This window comes from Streptomyces sp. NPDC014870, assembly GCF_043081505.1.
Taxonomy (GTDB): Bacteria; Actinomycetota; Actinomycetes; order Streptomycetales; family Streptomycetaceae; genus Streptomyces.
The window spans coordinates 153232-172930 of sequence record NZ_JBIBWQ010000011.1; the positions used below are offsets into that span (position 1 = coordinate 153232).

Consider the following 19699-nt stretch of genomic DNA (forward strand, 5'->3'; position numbering starts at 1 on the left):
GTCCAAGCGCCCACGGGACGACTAGGGCCTGTCCGACCCTGATCCGCCGGACAGGCCCTAGGTGCCGAACGGACCTGACGCGACGAGGCGGTTTTTGGCGAGGTCTTCGAGCTGCCAGTCGAGGCCGAGGCCTTCCGCCGTCTGGTCTTGAGGTCCGCGGCGCGGTGCCCCCCCGCCGGGGTCAGGAATTCCGGGCCCACGACGTTCCTACGGGCGCCAGACCCACGGCCGGGCGTCCGCGCCGAGGCCCACCGCCGTCGCCCCGCGCACCAGCACCGCGTCGCCGACCGGCACCACCCCTTGGGTTCGGGTGTGCAGTCGGCCGTCGCCGTACAACTGGACCCGATGGCCCGGGTCGCGGCCCAGGAGGACCGGGCCGGGAGCGGCGGACAAGAGGCCGTAGCCCTCGAAGTCCGGGGCCGGGCCGGTCGTCGCGCGCAGCAGCCCGTCGGCGGGTGCGCGGTAGAAGACCCGGACGCGGTCCGGGCCAGGGTCCGGGACCGCCGCGACCGGGCCGCCCGCGAGGGGGAACGGGGCGGCGGGGACGCCGTCGACCCAGCGGCGTACGGCCGTGCGGCCCGCGGCCAGGACATGCACCCTGCCGGTGGCGTCGACCAGCGCCGTCAGGCCGTCCTGCAGCTCCTCCTGGGCCGCCAGCGGCTGCCATGGGCGCCAACTGCCGTCAGCTGCCCGTACCCGGGTCGAGACGCCCTTGTCCGCGTTGCGTACGAAGAGGTGGACTCGTCCGTCCGGAGCGGTGACCGCCACCGGGGCGCCGATACGGCGACCCCGGTCGTCGCTGCGGTCGGGGTTGCCCAGGCCCTGCCAGGCGAGGAAGGGGCCGCCCGGGAAGCGCTGCTCCAGGAAGACGAGTTCGCGCCGGTTGTCGCCCTGGCCGGAGAGGGCCGCGAAGCGGATGCCGAAGAGGAGCAGGCGGCCGTCGGGGAGGGATGCGGAGGCGAGGGCGGGCGCCAACGGGCCGCCGCCCAGGTCCTCCGACTTGGCCCACCGGCCGGACGCCCGGGCCGTCTCCCGCCAGCGGACCACGCGCAGACCCAGTACCGCGTAGGCGGCCAGTCGGCCGCCCGGCTCCTCGGCGACGGCGGGTGCCGGGGCGGGCCAGCGGTAGTGGGTGGAGCGCACCCATCCCTTCCGGTTGGTCAGCGGACGATCGCCGCCGACGCTGTAGTCACCGCAGCCGGAGGGGTTGCCGCAGTCCCAGGTCGGGTCGCCGCCGTACGGTACGAGGTGCGCGGCCTTCTCGGCGAGGACGCCGGGCGGGAGGTTCTTCGGCCAGTGCCGGTTGTAGTAGCCGCGGAAGGCGCTCACGGTGAACGCCGGCACCGCCCCTCCCCCCGCGGTCGCGGCGGCGACCCAGCGCAGCAGCGCGGCCCAGGTGAAGGACGCGACGGCGGTGTGATCGCCGTGGTCGGAGTAGCCGGGTTGCTCGCTGTCGCTCTTGCGGGTGGCCTCGTCGCTGATCTGGATGTCAGGGTCGGGGTCGAGCGTGTGCACGACGGTCGGCCGGTAGGCGGCCAGGAGCCCGGCAAGGACCTCGATGAGCTGCTCGTGGTCGTAGCTGTCGGCGCGGGTGACGGGGGAGTCGGCGGACAGGTGGGTCTGAAGTTCGAAGGCGGGCTCCTTCCACAGCGCGGGCACGGCCATGTAGCGGCGGGGGGTGTGCATGGGCAGGTTGAGGAAGACAAGCTCGACCCGCCGTCCCCTGTGGACGAGCGTGTTGACCTCGGCACCGCGCCCACCGGCGAGGGTGGTCACCCGCCGGTCCCAGGCGGTGAACTTGTCGGCGCCGAGTGCGTCCGCGTACGCCTGCCGCAGGCCCTGTCGGCGTGCGGAGGAGTACGCCGCCTTGTCGGGCGGGGTCACGGACATGCCCTTGATCCAGTTCTTGCCGGTGTGCTCGCCGGCGGTCATGAACACGGAGACGATCGGGACCCCGGCGTCGAGCAGCCGCTGCGTGTCAGGGTTCATGAAGTACAGGTCGTCGTCAGGGTGCGCGGTGAACTGCATGAGCAGCGCCCGCCGACCTGTCGCGCTGGGCCGGCCCGGTGCCGGGTCGGCCCGTCGCGCCGGGTCGGCGGGCGGCTCGGGAAGGCGGAATCCGGCGATGGCCGCGGCGGCCGGCCCTGCAGCAGCCGCGAAAACCGTGCGCCGCGCCACTCTACTGTCGTCCACGGGTCGTGCATCCTCCGTCCGGCTGTGCCCCTCATGCGTGGCCGGCCCGCTGGACGGGCTTCGGCTCACCGGTTCAACCGAGTTCGAAGGCACCCGTTCCGCCCGGCACAGCCGCTCTCACCCGAATGGGGCCGAGCAGGACGAGCCGCCGGGCACGCGGCACCGATGGTGCCCCTAGAAGAAGCCGAGCTTCTTCGGGGAGTAGCTCACCAGCAGACTCTTCGCGTGCTGGTGGTACACGCATCGCGTGGCCGCTGACCAGCGGAAACGGCCATGACTCGCCAAGCTGCAGGCCGCTGGCCCGCGTACGGCCCGGATTTTGGTCGGCAGGGAAAGGGGCCCCTGAGCGATGGCCCGTGGCGTCGGCGAGCCAGCACACAAACGAGGGGCGGGCAGACAGGTCTTCACGGCGGACGGGTTCTGCGCCGTGGCGTATTGCCCACGGACGACGTCGTTTTGCCTTCATGCGCCACGGCGGCTGCTCGTGGAGCCGAGAACGTTCGGCAAGGTGCCGCGCCTGGTCAGCGAGCTGGTCGGCCGCCCGCGCGTCGGCGACCCCCGCAGGGTCACCCTCTACCCGGGCATGCGCCACCTGAACGAGAACACCCTGCCCGACACCAAGAACCGCTCCTGGACGCTGACCACCGAGATCGAGGTCGGCGAGGGCGTGGAGCAGGCCGACGGCGTGATCGCCGCCCAGGGCGGCAAGTTCGGCGGCTGGTCGCTGTATCTGCACGGCGGCGCGCCGGAGTTCGCCTACAGCTGTCTGAACAAGCAGCACTTCTCGATCACCGGCACCGAGCGGCTCGCACCCGGAAAGCCCACGGTGTGCTACGAGTTCGCGTACGACGGCGGCGGAGTCGGCCAGGGCGGCACGGGCGAGATATTCGTCGACGACAAGCCTGTCGGCTCGGTGCGCATCGAGCGCACGGTGCCGTTCATCTACCACGCCACCGACTGGCAGGTCATCGGCGAGGACAACGGCGCCCCCGTCACCGAGCGCTACACCACGCCGAACGGCACGTTCACCGGCGGCACCATCGGCAAGGTCGTCCTTGAGGTCGGCGAGGCCCAGGGCGCGAACCCGGCAGCCGCCGCCAAGGCGCATGCCTCCGTGCAGTGACCGCCCTCTGACCACCTCCGGCCGGGGTGGACCCCGCTACCCCGGCCACCCCACCGAGAGCCGACCCCGCCGGCACCCCCATGAAAGGAAGAGCATCATGCCGAACACCCCCTCCCCCGTGGGCCACAAGACCCGCGCGGGCGCCGACCTGCCCATCGTCGCTCTGCCGCAGGGTGAGCTGCTGACCGTCAGCGACACCGAGCTGCCGCTGCTCAAGGACGCCATGGGCCCCGGCATCGACGTGCAGATCCAGCGCCTGGACGTGGAGCGCGGCGAGTGGGTCGTGAAGGTCACCTACCAGCCCGGCGTCGCGATACCGATGCACCACCACACCGGCATCGCCGAGGTGTGGACGCTGGCGGGCAGCTGGCACTACGCCGAGTACCCGGACCAGCCGCAGACTGCCGGCTCCTACCTGTACGAGCCCGGCGGCTCCGTGCACACCCTGATCGTCCCCGAGACGAACAACGAGGCGACCGTGCAGCTCGTCCGCGTCTCCGGTGCCAACGTCAACTTCAACGAGGACGGCACGTTCCACTCCATCCTCGACGCGGTCTCCATCCGCTTCCTCGGTGAGCTGCTGGCCGCGGGCCAGGGCGTCGAGAGCCTCGGCCACATCGACGGCGGGGCGGCCGGGAAGGGACCACGGGCGAGAGCCTGCTCATCACCGGCGCGGCGAAGGGCATCGGGCGGGAGACCGTCCTGCTCTTCGCCCGCCAGGGATGGCGGATCGGCGCCACCGACATCAGCCAGGACGGCCTGGACCTGCTGAAGCAGGAGCTCGGCGACGAGCACTTCTACCGCAGGGTCGATGTCACCGATGCCGACGACGTGGCCGCTGCGCTCGCCGCGTTCGCGAAGACCACCGGCGGTGCGATCGACCTGCTGGTCAACAATGCGGGTCTGATCGACATGGCGCACTTCGAGGACATCCCGCTGGCCCGCCAGCACGCTGTCACCAGCGTCAATGTGCACGGCGTCCTCAACTGCGCCCACCACGGGCTGCCGTATCTGAAGAAGTCGCCACGGGCCACATGGTGAACCTGTGCTCGGCGGCCTCCGATTACGGCGTGCCCAGCGAGGCCGTCTACTCGGCGACCAAGTTCTATGTGAAGGGCCTGACCGAGGCCCTGAACATCGAGTGGGAGCGGCACGGCATCCATGTCTGCGACGTGATGCCGAACTTCGTCGCCACCGACATGACGGCTGACCAGAACGGCAAGATCATCGACACGGTCGGGATCAAGCTGACCGCGGCGGATGTCGCCCGTGTGACTCAGAAGGCCGTGGACAAGCGGGGCACGAAGCCGCACTGGTGGGTGGACACCACGTGGGGCACGTTCCTGCGCGGCGCCCTCGGCCTGCTCCCGGCGCGCGGCCGGCGGGCCATGATGAAGAACGTGTCCGGCTACTAAGCAGTCTTCTGTAAGTCTGTTGCTGTTCCCCGGAGTTGACTGCTGCGGTGGGTGAGGGCTTGATCGACGGTGGCCTGCGGTTCTTCGATCCAGGGGTAGGCGCGGATGGAGATGCCTTCGTACTTCACCGACCGCCACACGCGTTTGATCCGATTCAGTTCCGGGCTGTAGGGCGGCAGGTAGTGCAGGGTGATCCCGTGGGCCTGCAGCTGCGGTCGGGCTGGCTTTACCACCCGGCTGACGTGGGCGGATGCGTGACCTGCAAAAAATCTGGGTGCTTCTCCAGGCCAGAGCCCTGATCGGTGCCTCGGTGTCAGCGAAGGGTCAGCATGGGGCCGGACGGTGTCCAGCTTTGTGGGCCGCCCGGCGTGCCTTCCACCGGCCGATGCTTCGCACGCACTGCTGACGGACGACGCCTCTACGACAGGGACCGCCATGCCCTGTTCAGCGCCTCACGGAAGCCGTGGATCTCCTCGGCGCTCAGGTCGGCGACCATGCGTTCCTCGAGTTGCCGAGCCGGCTCGGCGTACTCGGCGAGCAGCTGCCGCCCGGCGGACGCGAGCAGGATCAGGCGTTCGCGGCGATTGGCGGGGTTGGGCTCGCGGCGGATCAGGTCGCGGCTCTCCAGCGCGCGGACCATGTCGGCCATCGACTGGGCGGTGACGAAGGAGTCACGCGCGAGCTGCGCGGCGGAGACGCCGTCACGCCGCTCCAGGACCGTGAGAGCCGTGTACTGCAGGGCCGTGATCCCGGCGGGTCTGACCAGCTCCTCCAGGCGGGCGCGCACCGCCAGCTCCGTCCTCTTGACCAGGTAGAGCAGTGAGGTGCTCACGTTCGTCCTTCCGTGGTGGCGGTCCCTGTGCCGGGTGCCGGGTGCGGGGGTGCCGCCGGGATGCGGCTGTCCCACCCTAGGGCATTGACAGGAATCCTGTTGATTATCCAGACTGGCATTCATCAGGATTCCTGTCGATCCCGGCGTGTCCCGCCGGTGCTCTCGGCATCCCTTCCCCCGTCCCCTCACGAGAGGCCCCTCTCATGGATCTCCAGGGCAAAGTCGCCGTCGTCACCGGCAGCGGACGCGGTCTCGGACTGGCGTACGCCCGCGCAATCGCAGCGGCGGGCGCGGCCGTCGTCGTCAACGACGTCGACCAGGCCGCCGTCGACGCCGCCGTCGCCCTGATCACCTCCGAAGGCGGCACGGCGACCGGTGTCGTCGAGGCGGTGGGCGACAGCGCGGCCGCCCAGAGCCTGGTGGACACGGCGGTGCGCGAGTTCGGGCGCCTGGACGTGCTCGTCACCAACGCCGGTATCCTGCGCGACCGCGTGCTCTGGAAGATGACCGACGACGACTTCGACGCCGTCGTACGTGTCCACCTGCGCGGCACCTTCACCTGCGCCCGCGCGGCCGCCGTCCGCATGCGGGAGCAGGGCACCGGCGGTCGGCTCGTCCTGATCTCCTCCCCGGCCGGGCAGCGCGGGAACTTCGGCCAGACCAACTACGCGGCCGCCAAGGCGGGCATCGTCGCCATGGCCCGCACCTGGGCCATGGAACTGGGCCGGGCCGGCATCACCGTCAACGCCGTCGTACCCGTCGCCGCCACCGAGATGACCAAGACCGTCCCGGCGTTCGGCCCGGTCATCGAGGAGAGCGAGCGCACCGGCGAGCCGCTACCGGAGTGGCTGCGCAAGGGCGAAGGCCTCGGCACGGTCGAGGACGTCGCGGCGCTGATCACCTTCCTGGCCTCGGACGACTCCGACGGAGTCACCGGGCAGGCCATCGGTATCGGCGGCGACCGGCTGGCCCTGTGGGCACACCCCAAGGAGAAGGCGGTCGCCTTCGCCGACGGCGGCTGGAGCGCCGACGCCATCGCCGCGGAGTGGCCGAACGGCATCGGAGCCGAGCCCGAGACCTACGGGATCCCCGCGCCCCAGACCCCGGAGGCATGAGATGAGCGACCTCCCGCGCGGCCGTGACCTCGACCCCGGCATCGGCATCGACCCCGGCCCCGACCGTGACCCTGACCTCGGCATCGCCCCCGCCATCGACATCCACCAGATCACCGCCATCGACATGCACACGCACGCGGAGATCTCCAAGGACGGCCACGGGGCCCTGAGCCCGGAGCTGTTCGGTGCCTCCGAGAAGTACTTCAAGGTCCACGGCCACCGGCAGCCGACCATCGAGGAGATGGCCGACCACTACCGCGAGCGTGCCATGGCGGCCGTGGTGTTCACCGTCGACGCCGAGCACGCCACCGGACACCCGCGGATCCCCAACGAGGAGATCGCCGAGAGCTGCGCCGCCCACCGCGACGTCCTGATCCCCTTCGCCAGCATCGACCCGCACAAGGGGCGCGCGGGCGTGCGGGAAGCCCGGCGTCTCGTCCGGGACCACGGCGTCCGCGGGTTCAAGTTCCACCCCAGCATCCAGGCGTTCTCCCCGAACGACCCGCTCGCCTACCCGCTGTACGAGGCCATCGAGGAACTCGGCGTCCCCGCGCTGTTCCACACCGGGCAGACCGGCATCGGCGCCGGTGTCCCGGGCGGCGGCGGCATCCGCCTCTCGTACTCGAACCCGATGCTGGTCGACGACGTCGCCGTGGACTTCCCCGAGCTGCGGATCATCCTGGCCCACCCTTCCTTCCCCTGGCAGGACGAGGCCCTGGCGGTCGCCACCCACAAGCCGTACGTCTACATCGACCTGTCCGGCTGGTCGCCGAAGTACTTCCCTCCGCAACTCGTGCGCTACGCCAACACCCAGCTCCAGGACAAGGTCCTCTTCGGCTCCGACTACCCCGTCCTGACCCCCGACCGGTGGCTCGCCGACTTCGACAGGCTCGACATCAAGCCCGAGGTCCGGCCGAAGATCCTCAAGGAGAACGCCGCCCGTCTGCTCGGCCTGCTCACCGACTGAAGGAGCCGTTCGTGTTGAACCAAGGCATCGGCTCCTGGCCGGCGCGCCGGGCCCGCAAGACCCCCGACCGGATCGCCGTCGTCCACGAGGACCGCACCTGGACCTACCGCGAGCTGCACCAGCGCGTTCTGCGCCTCGCCCACGCCCTGCGCGCCCTCGGTACGGGACACGGTGACCGCATCGCGTATCTGGGGCCCAACCATCCGGCGTTCCTGGAGACGCTGTTCGCCGCCGGCGCGCTCGGAGCGGTCTTCGTCCCCCTCAACACCCGGCTCGCCGCGCCCGAACTGGCCCACAACCTGGCCGACTCGGGCAGCACCGTCCTGGTCCACGCGCCCGAACAGGCCGAGGCGGCCCGTACCGCGGCGGCCGAAGCCGGAGTGCGGCACCGGATCGCCCTCGCCGGGCCCGACGCCGACGGCGCCACCGGCTACGAGGAGTTCCTCTCCGGCGGCGCGACCACACCGCTGGACGAGGCCGTCGAGCCGGAGCACCCGTGCATGATCATGTACACCTCCGGAACCACCGGCCGCCCCAAGGGCGCCGTCCTCTCCCACGCCAACATCACTTGGAACAGCGTCAACGTCCTCGTCGACACCGACCTCACCGGCGACGAGGTGACCCTCGTCGTGGCCCCGCTGTTCCACACGGCCGGTCTCAACATGACGTGCCTGCCCACCCTGTTGAAGGGCGGCCGGGTCGTGCTGCTCGGGGCGTTCGACGCCGACCGCGTCCTCGATGTCATCGAGAGCCGACGGGTGACGTACATGTTCGGTGTCCCCACGATGTACGACGCGATGGCCGCCCGGCCCCGCTGGGCGACCGCCGACGTGTCCAGCCTGCGTACCCTCACCTGCGGCGGCGCCCCCGTACCCGCCCGCACCATCGACACCTACCTCGCCCGTGTTCTCGCCTTCAGCCAGGGGTACGGCATGACGGAGGCGTCCCCAGGAGTCCTCTTCCTGGACAGGGAGCGGACCTCGGCCAAGGCGGGCTCCGCCGGCGTGCCGCACTTCTTCACCGACACGCGGGTGGTCCTGCCCGACGGCCGCGAGGCCGGCCCGGGGGAGCGCGGTGAGATCCTCGTCCACGGCCCCCATGTCATGAGCGGCTACTGGGGCCGCCCCGACGCCACCGCGGACGCCTTCACCGACGGCGGCTGGCTGCGCACCGGCGACATCGCCAGGACCGACGCCGACGGGTTCGCGTACATCGTCGACCGGATCAAGGACATGTACGTCTCGGGCGGCGAGAACGTCTACCCGGCCGAGGTCGAGGACGTGCTCCTCGCCCACGCCGCCGTCGCCGAATGCGCGGTCGTCGGTGTCCCCGACCCGGTCTGGGGCGAGGTCGGCCACGCCGTCGTCGTCCTCGGGCCCGGCGCGCGAGCCGACGAGACCCTCGACCACGTCCTCGCGGACATCCACGACCACCTGCGGGCCCGGCTCGCCAAGTACAAGGTCCCCAAGTCCCTCGTCGTGACGGACACCCTGCCCCGTACGGCCTCCGGAAAGATCGTCAAGTCCGCCGTACGCGACATCTACCCGCCCGCACCCCAGGAACACACCCTCACCACCGGCCGCACCCACCAGCGGCCCGTGCCGTCGAAAGGATCCCCCATGCCCGCGATCGCCCACGGCCTCGACGGACTCAAGGCACTCGGCGGAGCCGACCTCGGCCGCACCGAATGGCGCGAGATCACCCAGGACCGGGTGAACACCTTCGCCGATGCCACCGACGACCACCAGTGGATCCACACGGACCCGGAGAAGGCCAAGAACGGACCCTTCGGCGGTGCCATCGCCCACGGCTACCTCACGCTGTCCCTGATCATCCCGCTCTTCGGCGAACTGCTGACCATCGACGGCATCGGGATGAGCGTCAACTACGGCCTGGACAAGGTCCGCTTCCCCAGCCCCGTACCCGTCGGCGCGCGGATCCGCCTCCACGGTGCGGTCGGCACCGTGGAGGCGGTCAAGGGCGACGGCGTGCAGATGCCGTTGGCGTTCACCGTGGAGGTCGAGGGCAGCGACAAGCCGGCCTGCGTCGCCCAGGCCGTCTACCGCCACTACGCCTGACCGCTCCCACGGGGGTGGGCGTGAGCCCCGCGGTCGATGCCCATGCGCAGGTAGTCGGACTGGGCGGTGCAATCGGTGCGCATCACGCCGACTCGGGTCTGCGGGTACTGCACGGAGGTGTGGCCCGGATCGCCGCCGACCTTCAGGTCCGGGTCGTCGAGCAGGTCGGCCAGGTAGTCCATCGCCTCGCGTCTGTCGACGTAGCCGCTGTCGCCGTATTTCGGCGCGTAGGCGTTCGGCGACCTCGCCGATCTGTGCCGTCTGCTGGGCGACCTTCTGCGCCGCGGCGGCCGTACCGAGGCCGCGCTGGACGCGTACCGCACGGGGCTGGGCCATCGGTCGCCTCCTGGCACGACGACGCTCGGGCCGGCTCCGACGGCAAGGGCGTTCCCGAGGCACTGAACGAGCGGCCGACAGCGCGCTTGCGGCCTGTACGTCTCTACGTCGTCAGCCCCCAGGGGCCGAGCCGCCTACGGCATCGCAGGGTGGAACCACGACACCCTTCACGGCGTGTGCGGCGTCTCCTGTGGTCCCAGTGGCCCTGCCGCGGTGCGAAGGGCGGCCGGCTGCGGCAGCATCGACGTGACCCCGGGAAGCACGGGAAGCGGGAGAGACGGAGGCGGCCATGGCGGCAAACTGGGGGCCCCGGCCCTCGGCCGGCGCCGATGCCGACGGCGTGGAGTGGCGGCCGGCTCTGGACGTGCCCCCGCCGGGGCAGCAGCGTCGCTGGACGGTGTTCCTGCGCTGGCTGCTGCTCCTGCCGCAGTTCATCGTCGTCGCCGTGCTGTCGTTCGCCGCGTTCTTCGTCACGATCGCGGGTTGGTTCAGCGCCCTGGTCCTGGGCCGTCTGCCCGAGTCGATCGCGTCCTTCCTCGGCTCGGTCCTCGCCTACCAGACCCGGGTGTCGGCCAGTGCGGCTCTTCTCGTCGACCGGTACCCGCCGTTCTCCTTCGACGCTCCCGACTACCCGGTGCGCATCGAGCTGCGCGCCACCCCGCTCAACCGGCTCGCCGTGCTGTTCCGCCTGATCCTGATGATTCCGGCGGCGATCATCAGCAGCCTCGCGCAGTCCGGCTGGTTCGCGATCAGCTGGGTGTTCTGGCTGATCGGCATCGTCCTGGGCCGCCTGCCCGAGCCGGTCTTCGGCGCCACGGCGGCCGTCGTCCGGTACCGGATGCGACTGGCGGCCTACGTGACGATGCTGACGCCGGTGTATCCCAAGGGGCTCCTGGGCGACGCCCCCGAGGCAGTCGCTCAGCCCGCGCACTCCGCGACGCGCCCACTCCGTCTGAGCACGGCCGCGCAGGTCCTGGTCTGGCTCTTCCTGCTCCTCGGGCTCGCGGGTCACGTGACCTCGGGCGCGATCGACCACGACGACACGGGATACGACAGTACGGGGGCGTCCACCGTACGGGTCGCGGGGTGACCGCACCGTTAGGGCACGGACCTCTACGGGATGCGACGAGCGCAAAATGGTTTGTGCTCGGGTGCAGGCGCCGACAGGATCGGGGAGACCTATGACTTCTTCCCGGCGCCGCCTTCTGTCAGTGTGAGCTGCCGCGTGTGGAGGACACACATATGACGGAAGGCGCCATGCCCGCACCACACGCAACGCCCACCCTCTCACCCGCCCGCGTCACCGCCGTGCTGCGGATTCTCGTCCTGTCCACGTTCGTCGTCCTCCTCAACGAGACGATCATGGTCAACGCGATCCCGCGGCTCATGCGCGAGTTCGAGGTCACCGCGGCGGCCGCCGGTTGGCTGTCCACGGCCTTCATGCTCACCATGGCTGTCGTCATTCCGGTGACAGGGTGGTTCCTGCAGCGCGTGACGACCCGGACCGCCTTCAGCCTGGCCATGGCACTGTTCCTCGCCGGCACTGCTCTGGCCGCCGCCGCGCCCTCCTTCCCCGTACTGCTGGCCGCCCGCGTCATCCAGGCCAGCGGCACCGCCGTGATGATGCCGCTGCTCATGACGACGCTGATGACCCTCGTGCCCCCGCACCAGCGCGGCCGTGTCATGGGCAACATCACCCTCGTCATCTCCGTCGCACCCGCCCTCGGCCCCGCGGTCTCCGGGGTGCTGCTGCAACTGGGGACGTGGCGCCTGCTGTTCCTGGCCGTGCTGCCCATCGCCGGAGCGATGGCCGTGTTCGGTCGGCGCAAACTGGTCAACATCGGCGAGCCGCAGGCAGGCCCCATCGACTGGTTGTCCGTACCCCTGGCGGCGGCGGGCTTCGGCTCCCTGGTCTACGGCCTGAGCGGGCTCGGTGCCGGGAACGCGGCCCAGGCCCCCATGTCGCCGCCGGCCATGACCCTGACCGGCGCGGTGCTGGTAGGCATGTTCGTGTGGCGACAGCTGGCACTTCAGCGCTCGTCCACGCCACTGCTGGACCTGCGCGCCCTGACATTCCGTCACTTCTCTGTGGCGCTCGGCCTGATGTGTCTGTCCTTCATGGCTCTCATGGGCGGGTTCATCCTGCTGCCGATCCATCTGCAGGAGGTGCTCGGCCTGACCTCACTGCAGACCGGTCTGCTCCTCATCCCCGGCGGCCTGACCATGGGCCTGCTCGGACCGCAGGTCGGAAAGCTCTACGACCGACTCGGCGCACCACGCCTGGTCGTACCCGGAGCCGTACTCACAGCGCTCTGCCTCGCGCTCTTCGCCCTCATGGGCGAACAGACCTCGCCGTGGCTGGTGCTCGTCCTTCACGTGGCCCTGAGCGCCGGCATGGCGTTCGTCTTCACCCCCGTCTTCACTTCCGGCCTGTCCGTGCTGCCGCCGCATCTCTACCCCCACGGCTCCGCCGTCCTGGGCTCGCTCCAACAGGTCGCGGCCGCCGCAGGCACCGCTCTGGTCATCAGTGTCATGTCGGGACACGCCGCCACGGCGGCAGCCGACGGCGCCGACAGCACCGGCGCACTGGCCACGGGCATCCGGTGGGGATTCGGCATCGGCGCCCTGATCGGCGCCCTGGCCGTACTGGTCGCACTACTGGTCCGCACCCCGCCCGCTCCCCAACAGCCTGCCCCGTCGGAAGCCCAGGACGAAGGCGGCACCACGACGAACAAAGCCGCCCACACGCCCACCTGACACCTGACAGCAGGACGAGCGGGCTGGAGCGGGCGGTGCGGGGCGGGGTCACGGGGGTGCCGCGTCCGTCAGGATCGCAGCCCGCTCAGTGCAGCCCGCTCAGCGCGGCTCCCAGGCGGACTACTCCCTCCGCGTTGACCAGCGAGGTTCCGTGGGCGTCCACCCGGCGCATCAGCGGTGTCATCAGAGGCAGTCCGGAGGGCGGCTGGTCCGCGCCCACGGCGACGTGCAGGCGGGCTACGAACCGGGCGAAGCCGGCAGAGCTCGCCGGGTCGTCCGGATCGCCCGCGAAGAGTTCGGCCCTGGCCATCGCGGCCTCCGACTCCCCGACGCGCCCCGTGGCGCGCAGGACGAGCGCCAGCAGCACGCCCGACATGTGGAGGCGCAGAGCACTGTTGGTCGTCTCCGCCCAGGCGAGCACCTCGCGCGGGTCCGTCTCCGCCGCCGTGTACACCACGGCCGTCCGCAGGGCGTCTGGGACCGACGCCAGTGATTGCTCCACGGCAGAGGTCAGGACGGCGTGCTCCGCGCGGAACCACGCCCGGGCCTCCCGCCGCTCGCCCTTGAACGGGCGGAGGGTGCCCTTGGCATCGTGCCGGGCCCAGAAGGCCCGCTGCTGGGCATCGATACTAGTGGCGGTCCCGTGGACGCCACCGTCCGCGACGCGCGGTGCGGGCGTGGCCGGGCCGTCGGCGTATGCCGACACGGCAGGCAGGGCCGCCGTCAGACTTGCGGCAGCCAAGGCCAGAGAGCGCATGTCTGCGCAATGGATTCTCCATTCGATTCGTGGTGGATCGAGATGCATGGAGAGAGTCGTCCGCCCGAGTCCATGGGGGATTGACAGAAGATAAACGGGTCCCGACTCACCGACCACGGAAGCTGGCGTTACGGGTACGCCTGGAGGGGCTTCTCCACGGACGTCAACGGCGAAGGCGGGCAGTACGACAAGCAGGGCGAGGTGCGGCCGACCTCAGGTTGACCTGCGCCACACGGAGATGTGCTTCGCGGAGTCCTGGGTGAACGGCGCCTCGTCCCAGTCCGCGACACGACGTTCCAGCTCGAGCCCAGCGATCCGTGCCATCAGGTCGAGCTCTGCCGGCCAGGCGTACCGGTGCCGGGAGTTGTCACGACGGTAGCGGCCGTCGTCGCCGTCGCGCGTGAGGTGGTGCGAGACGAGAATCTGCTCGACCAGGTCGAAGGTGTCGAAGCCGAGATGCTGCTCGGAGACATCGAAAGGCACCGCGACCTGGCCGGGCGGCAGGAAGCGCAGCGGCGGCACACCCAGCTCGATGACGAATCGGCCGCCGGGCTGCAGATGCCGTGCGGCGTTGCGGAAACACTCGACCTGCTCGTCCTGAGTGAGCAGGTTCGTGATGGTGTTGTAGACGAGATAGACCAGGGTGAACTCACCAGGAACGACGGTCGTAGCCATGTCCCCGATGACTACCGGGAGCGTGTCCTCGCCGATCTTGCGCCGCAGTACCGCTGCCATGTGCTCGGACAGTTCGATGCCCACTACCGGCACGCCGCGTTCCCGGAGCGGGACTCCCACTCGTCCGGTTCCGATGGCGAACTCCAGTGCCCGGCCGTCTCCGGCGAGCTCGGCGAGGAAGGCGAGAGTCGGTTCGAGAACGGCAGCCGAGGACCTTTCGGTCTCCTCGGCGTCGTAGCGGTCGGCGGTCGCACGGGTCCACAGTTCGCTGCTCGTCACGGACGGCCACTTTGCCGGGGGCGAGGTGCGTTGTCGACGCATTTACGTTCCGCGGCGCAGCGTGCACCGCCCACACCTCTGCAGGAGCATTCCACCCGGCTCATCGAGGAGTCGACGCAGGAGTGGAGCCGGCGCCGTGGGGACGGCCGCTCCACGGGCTGAGCCGCCATCTGACCCGTGTATGGCCCGGAACTGCTGGTCAGGACTGGGATATTGGTGGGATGAATGGGGAGAAGGAGAGTATTTCGGCGCCTCCCTTCTGAGGGGTGCCGGACGCTCCCAGAAGGAGCCTGACCCGAGTGAACCCCCAGGTCAGGCGCCTTCTTTCGGGCCGCTAGAAGAAGCCCAGCTTCTTCGGGGAGTAGCTCACCAGCAGGTTCTTCGTCTGCTGGTAGTGGTCCAGCATCATCTTGTGGGTCTCTCGGCCGATGCCCGACTGCTTGTAGCCGCCGAAGGCCGCGTGGGCCGGGTAGGCGTGGTAGCAGTTCGTCCAGACGCGGCCCGCCTGGATCGCGCGGCCCGCGCGGTAGGCCGTGTTGGTGTCGCGGGTCCAGACTCCCGCGCCGAGGCCGTAGAGGGTGTCGTTGGCCGTGCGGATCGCGTCGTCGAAGTCCGTGAAGGACGTGACCGCGACGACCGGGCCGAAGATCTCCTCCTGGAAGATCCGCATGCGGTTGTCGCCCTCGAAGATGGTCGGCTGGACGTAGTAGCCGCCCGCCAACTCGCCGCCGTACTCGATGCGCTGACCGCCTGTCAGGATCTTCGCGCCCTCCTGCTGGCCGATGTCCAGGTACGAGAGGATCTTCTGCAGCTGGTCGTTGGAGGCCTGGGCGCCGATCATGGTGTCCGTGTCCAGCGGGTGGCCCGGGACGATGCGCTCCGTGCGGGCGACCGCCGCCTCCAGGAACTCGCTGTAGTGGCCGCGCTGGATCAGGGCCCTGGACGGGCAGGTGCAGACCTCGCCCTGGTTCAGGGCGAACATGGTGAAGCCCTCCAGCGCCTTGTCCCTGAAGTCGTCGTCCGACGCCCACACGTCGTCGAAGAAGATGTTCGGGGACTTGCCGCCCAGCTCCAGCGTGACCGGCTTGATGTTCTCGGAGGCGTACTGCATGATCAGCCGCCCCGTCGTCGTCTCGCCCGTGAAGGCGATCTTCGCCACGCGCGGGGACGACGCCAGCGGCTTGCCCGCCTCCGCTCCGAAGCCGTTGACGATGTTGACCACACCCGGCGGCAGCAGATCCGCCACCAGGCTCATCCAGAAGTGCACCGACGCCGGGGTCTGCTCGGCCGGCTTGAGCACCACCGCGTTGCCCGCGGCGAGCGCCGGCGCCAGCTTCCAGACCGCCATGAGGATCGGGAAGTTCCACGGGATGATCTGCGCGACGACGCCCAGCGGCTCGTGGAAGTGGTACGCCACGGTGTCGTCGTCGATCTCGCTCAGCGTGCCTTCCTGGCCGCGCAACGCCCCCGCGAAGTAGCGGAAGTGGTCGATCGCCAGCGGGATGTCGGCGGCCAGCGTCTCGCGGATCGGCTTGCCGTTCTCCCAGCTCTCCGCGACCGCGAGCTCCTCCAGCTTCGCCTCCATCCGGTCGGCGATCCGCAGGAGGACGTTCGCCCGCTCGTTCGGCGCCGTACGACCCCAGGCCGGAGCCGCCGCGTGCGCCGCGTCGAGGGCGCGCTCCACGTCCTCCGCGGTGCCCCGGGCGACCTCGGTGAAGGGGCGGCCGTCGACCGGACTCGGGTTCTCGAAGTACTGGCCCCGCGCGGGCGCCACGTACGCACCGCCGATCCAGTGGTCGTAGCGCGGCAGGTACGACATGAGCGCGCCCTCGGTACCGGGTGCGGCGTAACGGGTCATCGGCATGGCCTCCCTCGAACCGCGCCGGCCGTCCCTGGCCGGCGCTCACCGCCGAGTGTGCGGAGCCCTACGTTGCAACCCCGTTGCGCCCGAGGACAGTTCCTCGTCCAGGGCGCGGAGCCGGGCGAGCACCGGCGCCAGGCCGGAGGCGGGCACCACCTCCGACAGCGCCCGCCACATCTCCACGTCGTCCTCGCCCCAGGCGCTGTACGTCCAGTCCGAGAGCAGTGCCGCGTCGCCCCGGTCCACCAGCGCCGCCCGCAGTCTCCCCGCGAGCCGCTGCCGCAGCCGTACCACGCCGGGGGCGCGGGATGCGGGCAACAGCGGCCCCGCGTAGTCGGCGAGGGCCGCCGACACCGCCCCTGAGCCCAGGCGCCGGTCCACCGCCGCGAAGTCCGCGTCGACCTCACCCGCAAGGCGGTACGGGCGCGAGCGCAGCAACTCGGGCCCCAAGAGCCCGCGCAACCGGGACATCTCCGCCCGCAGCGTGACCGGGGTGACCGACTCGTCCTCGTACAGCAGCGTGAGCAGTTCCTCGCCGCCCACCCCCTCCGGGCGATGGGCAAGGACCACCAGGATCTCGCTGTGGCGCCGGCTCAGCCGCAGCCGGCGGCCCGCCACGACCAGCGCCGCCTCGTCCCGGCCGAGAGCCGCCAGGCGCGGCCGCTCCGCCGCGGCCGGCGGAGCGAGCAGGGCCAGCTGCGACTCCGCCGCCCGCGCCACGGCCTGGACGAAGGCCAGACTGTGCGGATGGGCCAACCGGTCCCCGCCGGTGATGTCGACCGCGCCGAGCAGCCGCCCGGTCCGCGGATCGTGTACGGGAGCGGCGGCACAGGTCCACGCCTGCACCGGCCGCTGGAAATGCTCGGCGCTGAACACCTGCACCGGGCGGTCCACCGCGATCGCCGTCCCCGGAGCGTTCGTCCCGGCCACCGACTCCGACCAGCGCGCCCCGGCGACGAAGTTCATGGCCCGTGCCCGCCGCAGCGTCCCGGGGTGGCCCTCCACCCACAACATCCGGCCCGCCGCGTCGCAGACCGCCAGGAGATGTTCGCCGTCCGCCGCGTACGTGCCCATCAGCTCCCGGATCACCGGCATCGCGGCCGACAGCGGATGCCCCGCGCGGTGGTCGGCGAGCTCGTCGTCCGCGAGCTCCACACAGGCCGCGCCGTCCGGACTCACCCGGGCCCGCGCGGAGCGCCGCCACGACTCCGCGACCAGCGGCCGCACCGGCGGGAGGCGGACCTGGCCGCCGCTGGTGAACACCTCGTGCGCCCGCCGCAGCGCCCCGGCGTCCGGCTCGGCCGCCACCCACGCATCGCTCAACTCGGCCTCCACGTCGAGGTCCCCTGGACCGGACGGGTCCGCCGCCCCGAGGGTCCGCCGGTCCCGTCCGCCGTCATCGTGGTCATCGTCGTGCGCGCCGGGGCCGCCGACAAGCGTCCCGGCACCCTGGCATATGCGCCGTGTCCGAACACCGCTCTGGGGCCCCGCCCGGGCCTCACGTAGAGTAGGGCTCGGGCCGTGACTGGCGCTTGAGGTGGATCACCACCGGGGAGCGGCCCGCGGACCCCGCGCACCCGCGCGGATCCGACACTGCCGTGCGCCTGGGCGATCACCCTGTCCTCGACGACGCCCAGGAGTGGCCCATGTCCACCAGCACCGCCTCCCTCATGGACGGCACCGCCCTCGCCCGCCGCACGGTCGAGGAGACCGCCGCCCGCGCCGCCGAGATCACCCGCCGCACCGGCGTCACGCCCTGTCTCGCCACGGTCCTCGTCGGCGCGGACCCCGCCTCCGTGACGTACGTGAAGATGAAGCAGAACCGCTGCGCGAAGGCCGGAATCCGCTCCCGCCACGTCGAACTGCCCGCCGAGACGACGACCGAGGAACTCGTCGCCGCGATCACCGCGCTCTCCCAGGACCCCGACGTCCACGGCATCCTGCTCCAGCACCCGGTCGGCCCGCACATCGACGAGCGGGCCGCCTTCGAGGCGATCGACCCGGCCAAGGACGTCGACGGCGTCACCATGTCCTCGTTCGCCGCCATGGGCTTCGGGCTGCCCGGCTTCGTCTCCTGCACGCCGGGCGGCATCATGCGGCTGCTCGACGCCTACGACGTCGATCCGCGCGGCAAGCGCGCCGTCGTCGTCGGCCGCTCGGCCATCCTCGGCAAGCCCGCCGGCCTGCTGCTCCTCGGCCGCGACGCCACCGTCACCTACTGCCACTCGCGCACCACCGACCTGTCCGCCGCCGTCCGCGAGGCGGACATCCTCGTCGCGGCCGTCGGCAAGCCCCGGTTCATCCGGGGCGAGGACATCAAGCCCGGCGCCGTCGTGATCGACGCCGGCTACAACCCGGGCAACGTCGGTGACGTCGACTTCGACACCGCCGCCGAGCGGGCCTCCCTCATCACCCCCGTGCCGGGCGGTGTCGGCCCCATGACGATCGCCGTGCTCCTCGCCCAGACCGTCGAGGGAGCCGAGCGCCAGCTGGGCCTGTAGGCGGAGAACCCCATAGCACGCCAGTGGGTTCCCAATGGCCCGTACAGGCAAGGGAAGTGTCACGGTTCTGTACGGGCCACGCTTCAACTCGGAATCGAAGCAACCCTGTTGAGGGTTCCCGGGTGACCCTGGTCACCATGTCCCCGTACTCCGGCGAGAATGCGCCGTCGTTCACCCGGTACCTCGTCGTGCCGCTCCTCGTCCTGGTCGCGGCCGTCGCCTTCGTGGTCCGCCAGGAGGGCCAGAGCCACTGGGACGCGACCACGCGGGAGGGGGCCGGCGCGACCGTCGGCACGCGCGTGGGCCCGACCGCCGACGGCGGGTCGGCCGCCGGCGACCAGCTCGCCGCGCAGGGCGGAACGGCCGGGAGTGCCGCCGCCGTCGCGTACCACCACCTCAAGCCGGGGGAGTGCTTCGACATCGACCGGGCCGCCCCCGGCTCCGTCGTGCGGCGCGGTTGCGACCGGCCGCACGACGCCCAGCTCGTCGCCGTGGTCCGGCTGACCGGCGAGCACCGCACCGACCGGCAGATACGGGACGCGGCGGCCGCCCTGTGCCGCGAGCCGCTCCGTCGCAAGGCCTCCGCCCAGCCACGCGGCACCCGCTGGACCACCTTCGTCCAGTACCCGTACCGCTCCGGCTACCTCCTCGGTGCCGACACCGTGGCGTGCAGTCTCACCGCGCACGCCGCCCCCGGCGCAGCCGCCCGCCCGCTCACCGCCCGCCTGCGCTGACGCCCGCCGTGCGGAGGCCCGTCGTGCGGAGGCCCGCCGTGCGGAGGCCCGCCGCGGGGAGGTCCTCAGTCGCTCC

At 71.2% G+C, this 19699-nt stretch carries 17 protein-coding genes, 3 pseudogenes and 1 riboswitch; of the genes and pseudogenes, 12 read left to right on the plus strand and 8 right to left on the minus strand.

Features of this window, described 5'->3' with window-relative positions:
* Window positions 1-207 precede the first annotated feature (207 nt).
* On the minus strand, window positions 208-2193 hold the full coding sequence (locus ACF09C_RS29225) for a PIG-L family deacetylase (RefSeq protein WP_392095778.1): 1986 nt from the start codon (window positions 2191-2193) through the stop codon (window positions 208-210).
* 484 nt (window positions 2194-2677) lie between these two features.
* Here ACF09C_RS29225 and ACF09C_RS29230 point away from each other — a divergent pair, with 484 nt between their 5' ends.
* The 3 genes and pseudogenes from ACF09C_RS29230 to ACF09C_RS29240 all read left to right on the plus strand — a co-directional run bounded on the left by ACF09C_RS29230 (window position 2678) and on the right by ACF09C_RS29240 (window position 4731).
* Window positions 2678-3316 (plus strand): hypothetical protein, encoded by a 639-nt coding sequence (locus ACF09C_RS29230; RefSeq protein WP_392095780.1) that lies wholly within the window; start codon window positions 2678-2680, stop codon window positions 3314-3316.
* Window positions 3317-3413: 97 nt separating this feature from the next.
* Window positions 3414-4088: a 2,4'-dihydroxyacetophenone dioxygenase family protein gene (locus ACF09C_RS29235; RefSeq protein WP_392095781.1), complete on the plus strand. Its 675-nt coding sequence runs from the start codon at window positions 3414-3416 to the stop codon at window positions 4086-4088.
* A pseudogene (locus tag ACF09C_RS29240) lies at window positions 4019-4731 on the plus strand (SDR family NAD(P)-dependent oxidoreductase). Before ACF09C_RS29235 ends, ACF09C_RS29240 begins: the two are co-directional and overlap by 70 nt.
* Here the strand turns inward: ACF09C_RS29240 and ACF09C_RS29245 are convergent.
* The gene (locus tag ACF09C_RS29245) at window positions 4728-5168 is read right to left on the minus strand and encodes a transposase (RefSeq protein WP_392095782.1); all 441 of its coding nucleotides are present in this window, start codon (window positions 5166-5168) and stop codon (window positions 4728-4730) included. The pseudogene ACF09C_RS29240 and the gene ACF09C_RS29245 sit on opposite strands and share 4 nt — an antisense overlap.
* On the minus strand, window positions 5150-5563 hold the full coding sequence (locus tag ACF09C_RS29250; RefSeq protein ID WP_392095783.1) for a MarR family winged helix-turn-helix transcriptional regulator: 414 nt from the start codon (window positions 5561-5563) through the stop codon (window positions 5150-5152). Before ACF09C_RS29250 ends, ACF09C_RS29245 begins: the two co-directional genes overlap by 19 nt.
* 203 nt (window positions 5564-5766) lie before the next feature.
* On the opposite strand from ACF09C_RS29250, the gene ACF09C_RS29255 reads away from it, so the two are divergent.
* The 4 genes and pseudogenes from ACF09C_RS29255 to ACF09C_RS29270 all read left to right on the plus strand — a co-directional run bounded on the left by ACF09C_RS29255 (window position 5767) and on the right by ACF09C_RS29270 (window position 9723).
* Complete coding sequence (locus ACF09C_RS29255; RefSeq protein ID WP_392095785.1) at window positions 5767-6678, plus strand: SDR family oxidoreductase; 912 nt, start codon at window positions 5767-5769, stop codon at window positions 6676-6678.
* Between the two features lie 124 nt (window positions 6679-6802).
* Complete coding sequence (locus ACF09C_RS29260) at window positions 6803-7645, plus strand: amidohydrolase family protein (protein WP_392096057.1); 843 nt, start codon at window positions 6803-6805, stop codon at window positions 7643-7645.
* A gap of 11 nt (window positions 7646-7656) precedes the next feature.
* Window positions 7657-9189 (plus strand): annotated as a pseudogene (locus ACF09C_RS29265) (long-chain fatty acid--CoA ligase); the annotation flags it as partial.
* A gap of 75 nt (window positions 9190-9264) precedes the next feature.
* Window positions 9265-9723 (plus strand): MaoC family dehydratase, encoded by a 459-nt coding sequence (locus tag ACF09C_RS29270; protein ID WP_362009522.1) that lies wholly within the window; start codon window positions 9265-9267, stop codon window positions 9721-9723.
* Here the strand turns inward: ACF09C_RS29270 and ACF09C_RS29275 are convergent.
* Window positions 9714-9905, minus strand: coding sequence for a hypothetical protein (locus ACF09C_RS29275; RefSeq protein ID WP_392095787.1), 192 nt, complete (start codon window positions 9903-9905; stop codon window positions 9714-9716). The two genes, ACF09C_RS29270 and ACF09C_RS29275, sit on opposite strands and share 10 nt — an antisense overlap.
* Window positions 9906-9954: 49 nt before the next feature.
* Between ACF09C_RS29275 and ACF09C_RS29280 the strand changes: the two are divergent.
* From ACF09C_RS29280 to ACF09C_RS29290, 3 genes and pseudogenes are all read left to right on the plus strand, one after another.
* A pseudogene (locus ACF09C_RS29280) lies at window positions 9955-10125 on the plus strand (transcriptional regulator); the annotation flags it as partial.
* 223 nt (window positions 10126-10348) lie between these two features.
* Window positions 10349-11149, plus strand: coding sequence for a DUF4389 domain-containing protein (locus ACF09C_RS29285; protein ID WP_392095789.1), 801 nt, complete (start codon window positions 10349-10351; stop codon window positions 11147-11149).
* A gap of 167 nt (window positions 11150-11316) precedes the next feature.
* Complete coding sequence (locus ACF09C_RS29290) at window positions 11317-12816, plus strand: DHA2 family efflux MFS transporter permease subunit (protein ID WP_392095790.1); 1500 nt, start codon at window positions 11317-11319, stop codon at window positions 12814-12816.
* Between the two features lie 85 nt (window positions 12817-12901).
* Here ACF09C_RS29290 and ACF09C_RS29295 read toward each other — a convergent pair whose 3' ends face one another.
* The 4 genes from ACF09C_RS29295 to ACF09C_RS29310 all read right to left on the minus strand — a co-directional run bounded on the left by ACF09C_RS29295 (window position 12902) and on the right by ACF09C_RS29310 (window position 17711).
* Window positions 12902-13558 (minus strand): hypothetical protein, encoded by a 657-nt coding sequence (locus ACF09C_RS29295; RefSeq protein ID WP_392095792.1) that lies wholly within the window; start codon window positions 13556-13558, stop codon window positions 12902-12904.
* A gap of 228 nt (window positions 13559-13786) precedes the next feature.
* A complete protein-coding gene (locus tag ACF09C_RS29300; RefSeq protein WP_392095793.1) occupies window positions 13787-14527 on the minus strand; it encodes a class I SAM-dependent DNA methyltransferase in 741 nt (246 codons plus the stop codon).
* A gap of 334 nt (window positions 14528-14861) precedes the next feature.
* Window positions 14862-16385 carry an aldehyde dehydrogenase gene (adh, locus tag ACF09C_RS29305; protein ID WP_392095795.1) on the minus strand — a complete coding sequence of 508 codons (1524 nt, stop codon included), beginning with the start codon at window positions 16383-16385 and terminating at the stop codon, window positions 14862-14864.
* A gap of 45 nt (window positions 16386-16430) precedes the next feature.
* The gene (locus ACF09C_RS29310; RefSeq protein ID WP_392095797.1) at window positions 16431-17711 is read right to left on the minus strand and encodes a GAF domain-containing protein; all 1281 of its coding nucleotides are present in this window, start codon (window positions 17709-17711) and stop codon (window positions 16431-16433) included.
* Window positions 17712-17899: 188 nt separating this feature from the next.
* Window positions 17900-18005: riboswitch (ZMP/ZTP riboswitch) on the plus strand.
* 29 nt (window positions 18006-18034) lie between these two features.
* On the opposite strand from ACF09C_RS29310, the gene ACF09C_RS29315 reads away from it, so the two are divergent.
* The gene (locus tag ACF09C_RS29315) at window positions 18035-18889 is read left to right on the plus strand and encodes a bifunctional 5,10-methylenetetrahydrofolate dehydrogenase/5,10-methenyltetrahydrofolate cyclohydrolase (RefSeq protein WP_392095798.1); all 855 of its coding nucleotides are present in this window, start codon (window positions 18035-18037) and stop codon (window positions 18887-18889) included.
* 137 nt (window positions 18890-19026) lie between these two features.
* Window positions 19027-19623 carry a hypothetical protein gene (locus ACF09C_RS29320; RefSeq protein WP_392095799.1) on the plus strand — a complete coding sequence of 199 codons (597 nt, stop codon included), beginning with the start codon at window positions 19027-19029 and terminating at the stop codon, window positions 19621-19623.
* The last annotated feature ends 76 nt before the right edge of the window (window positions 19624-19699 follow it).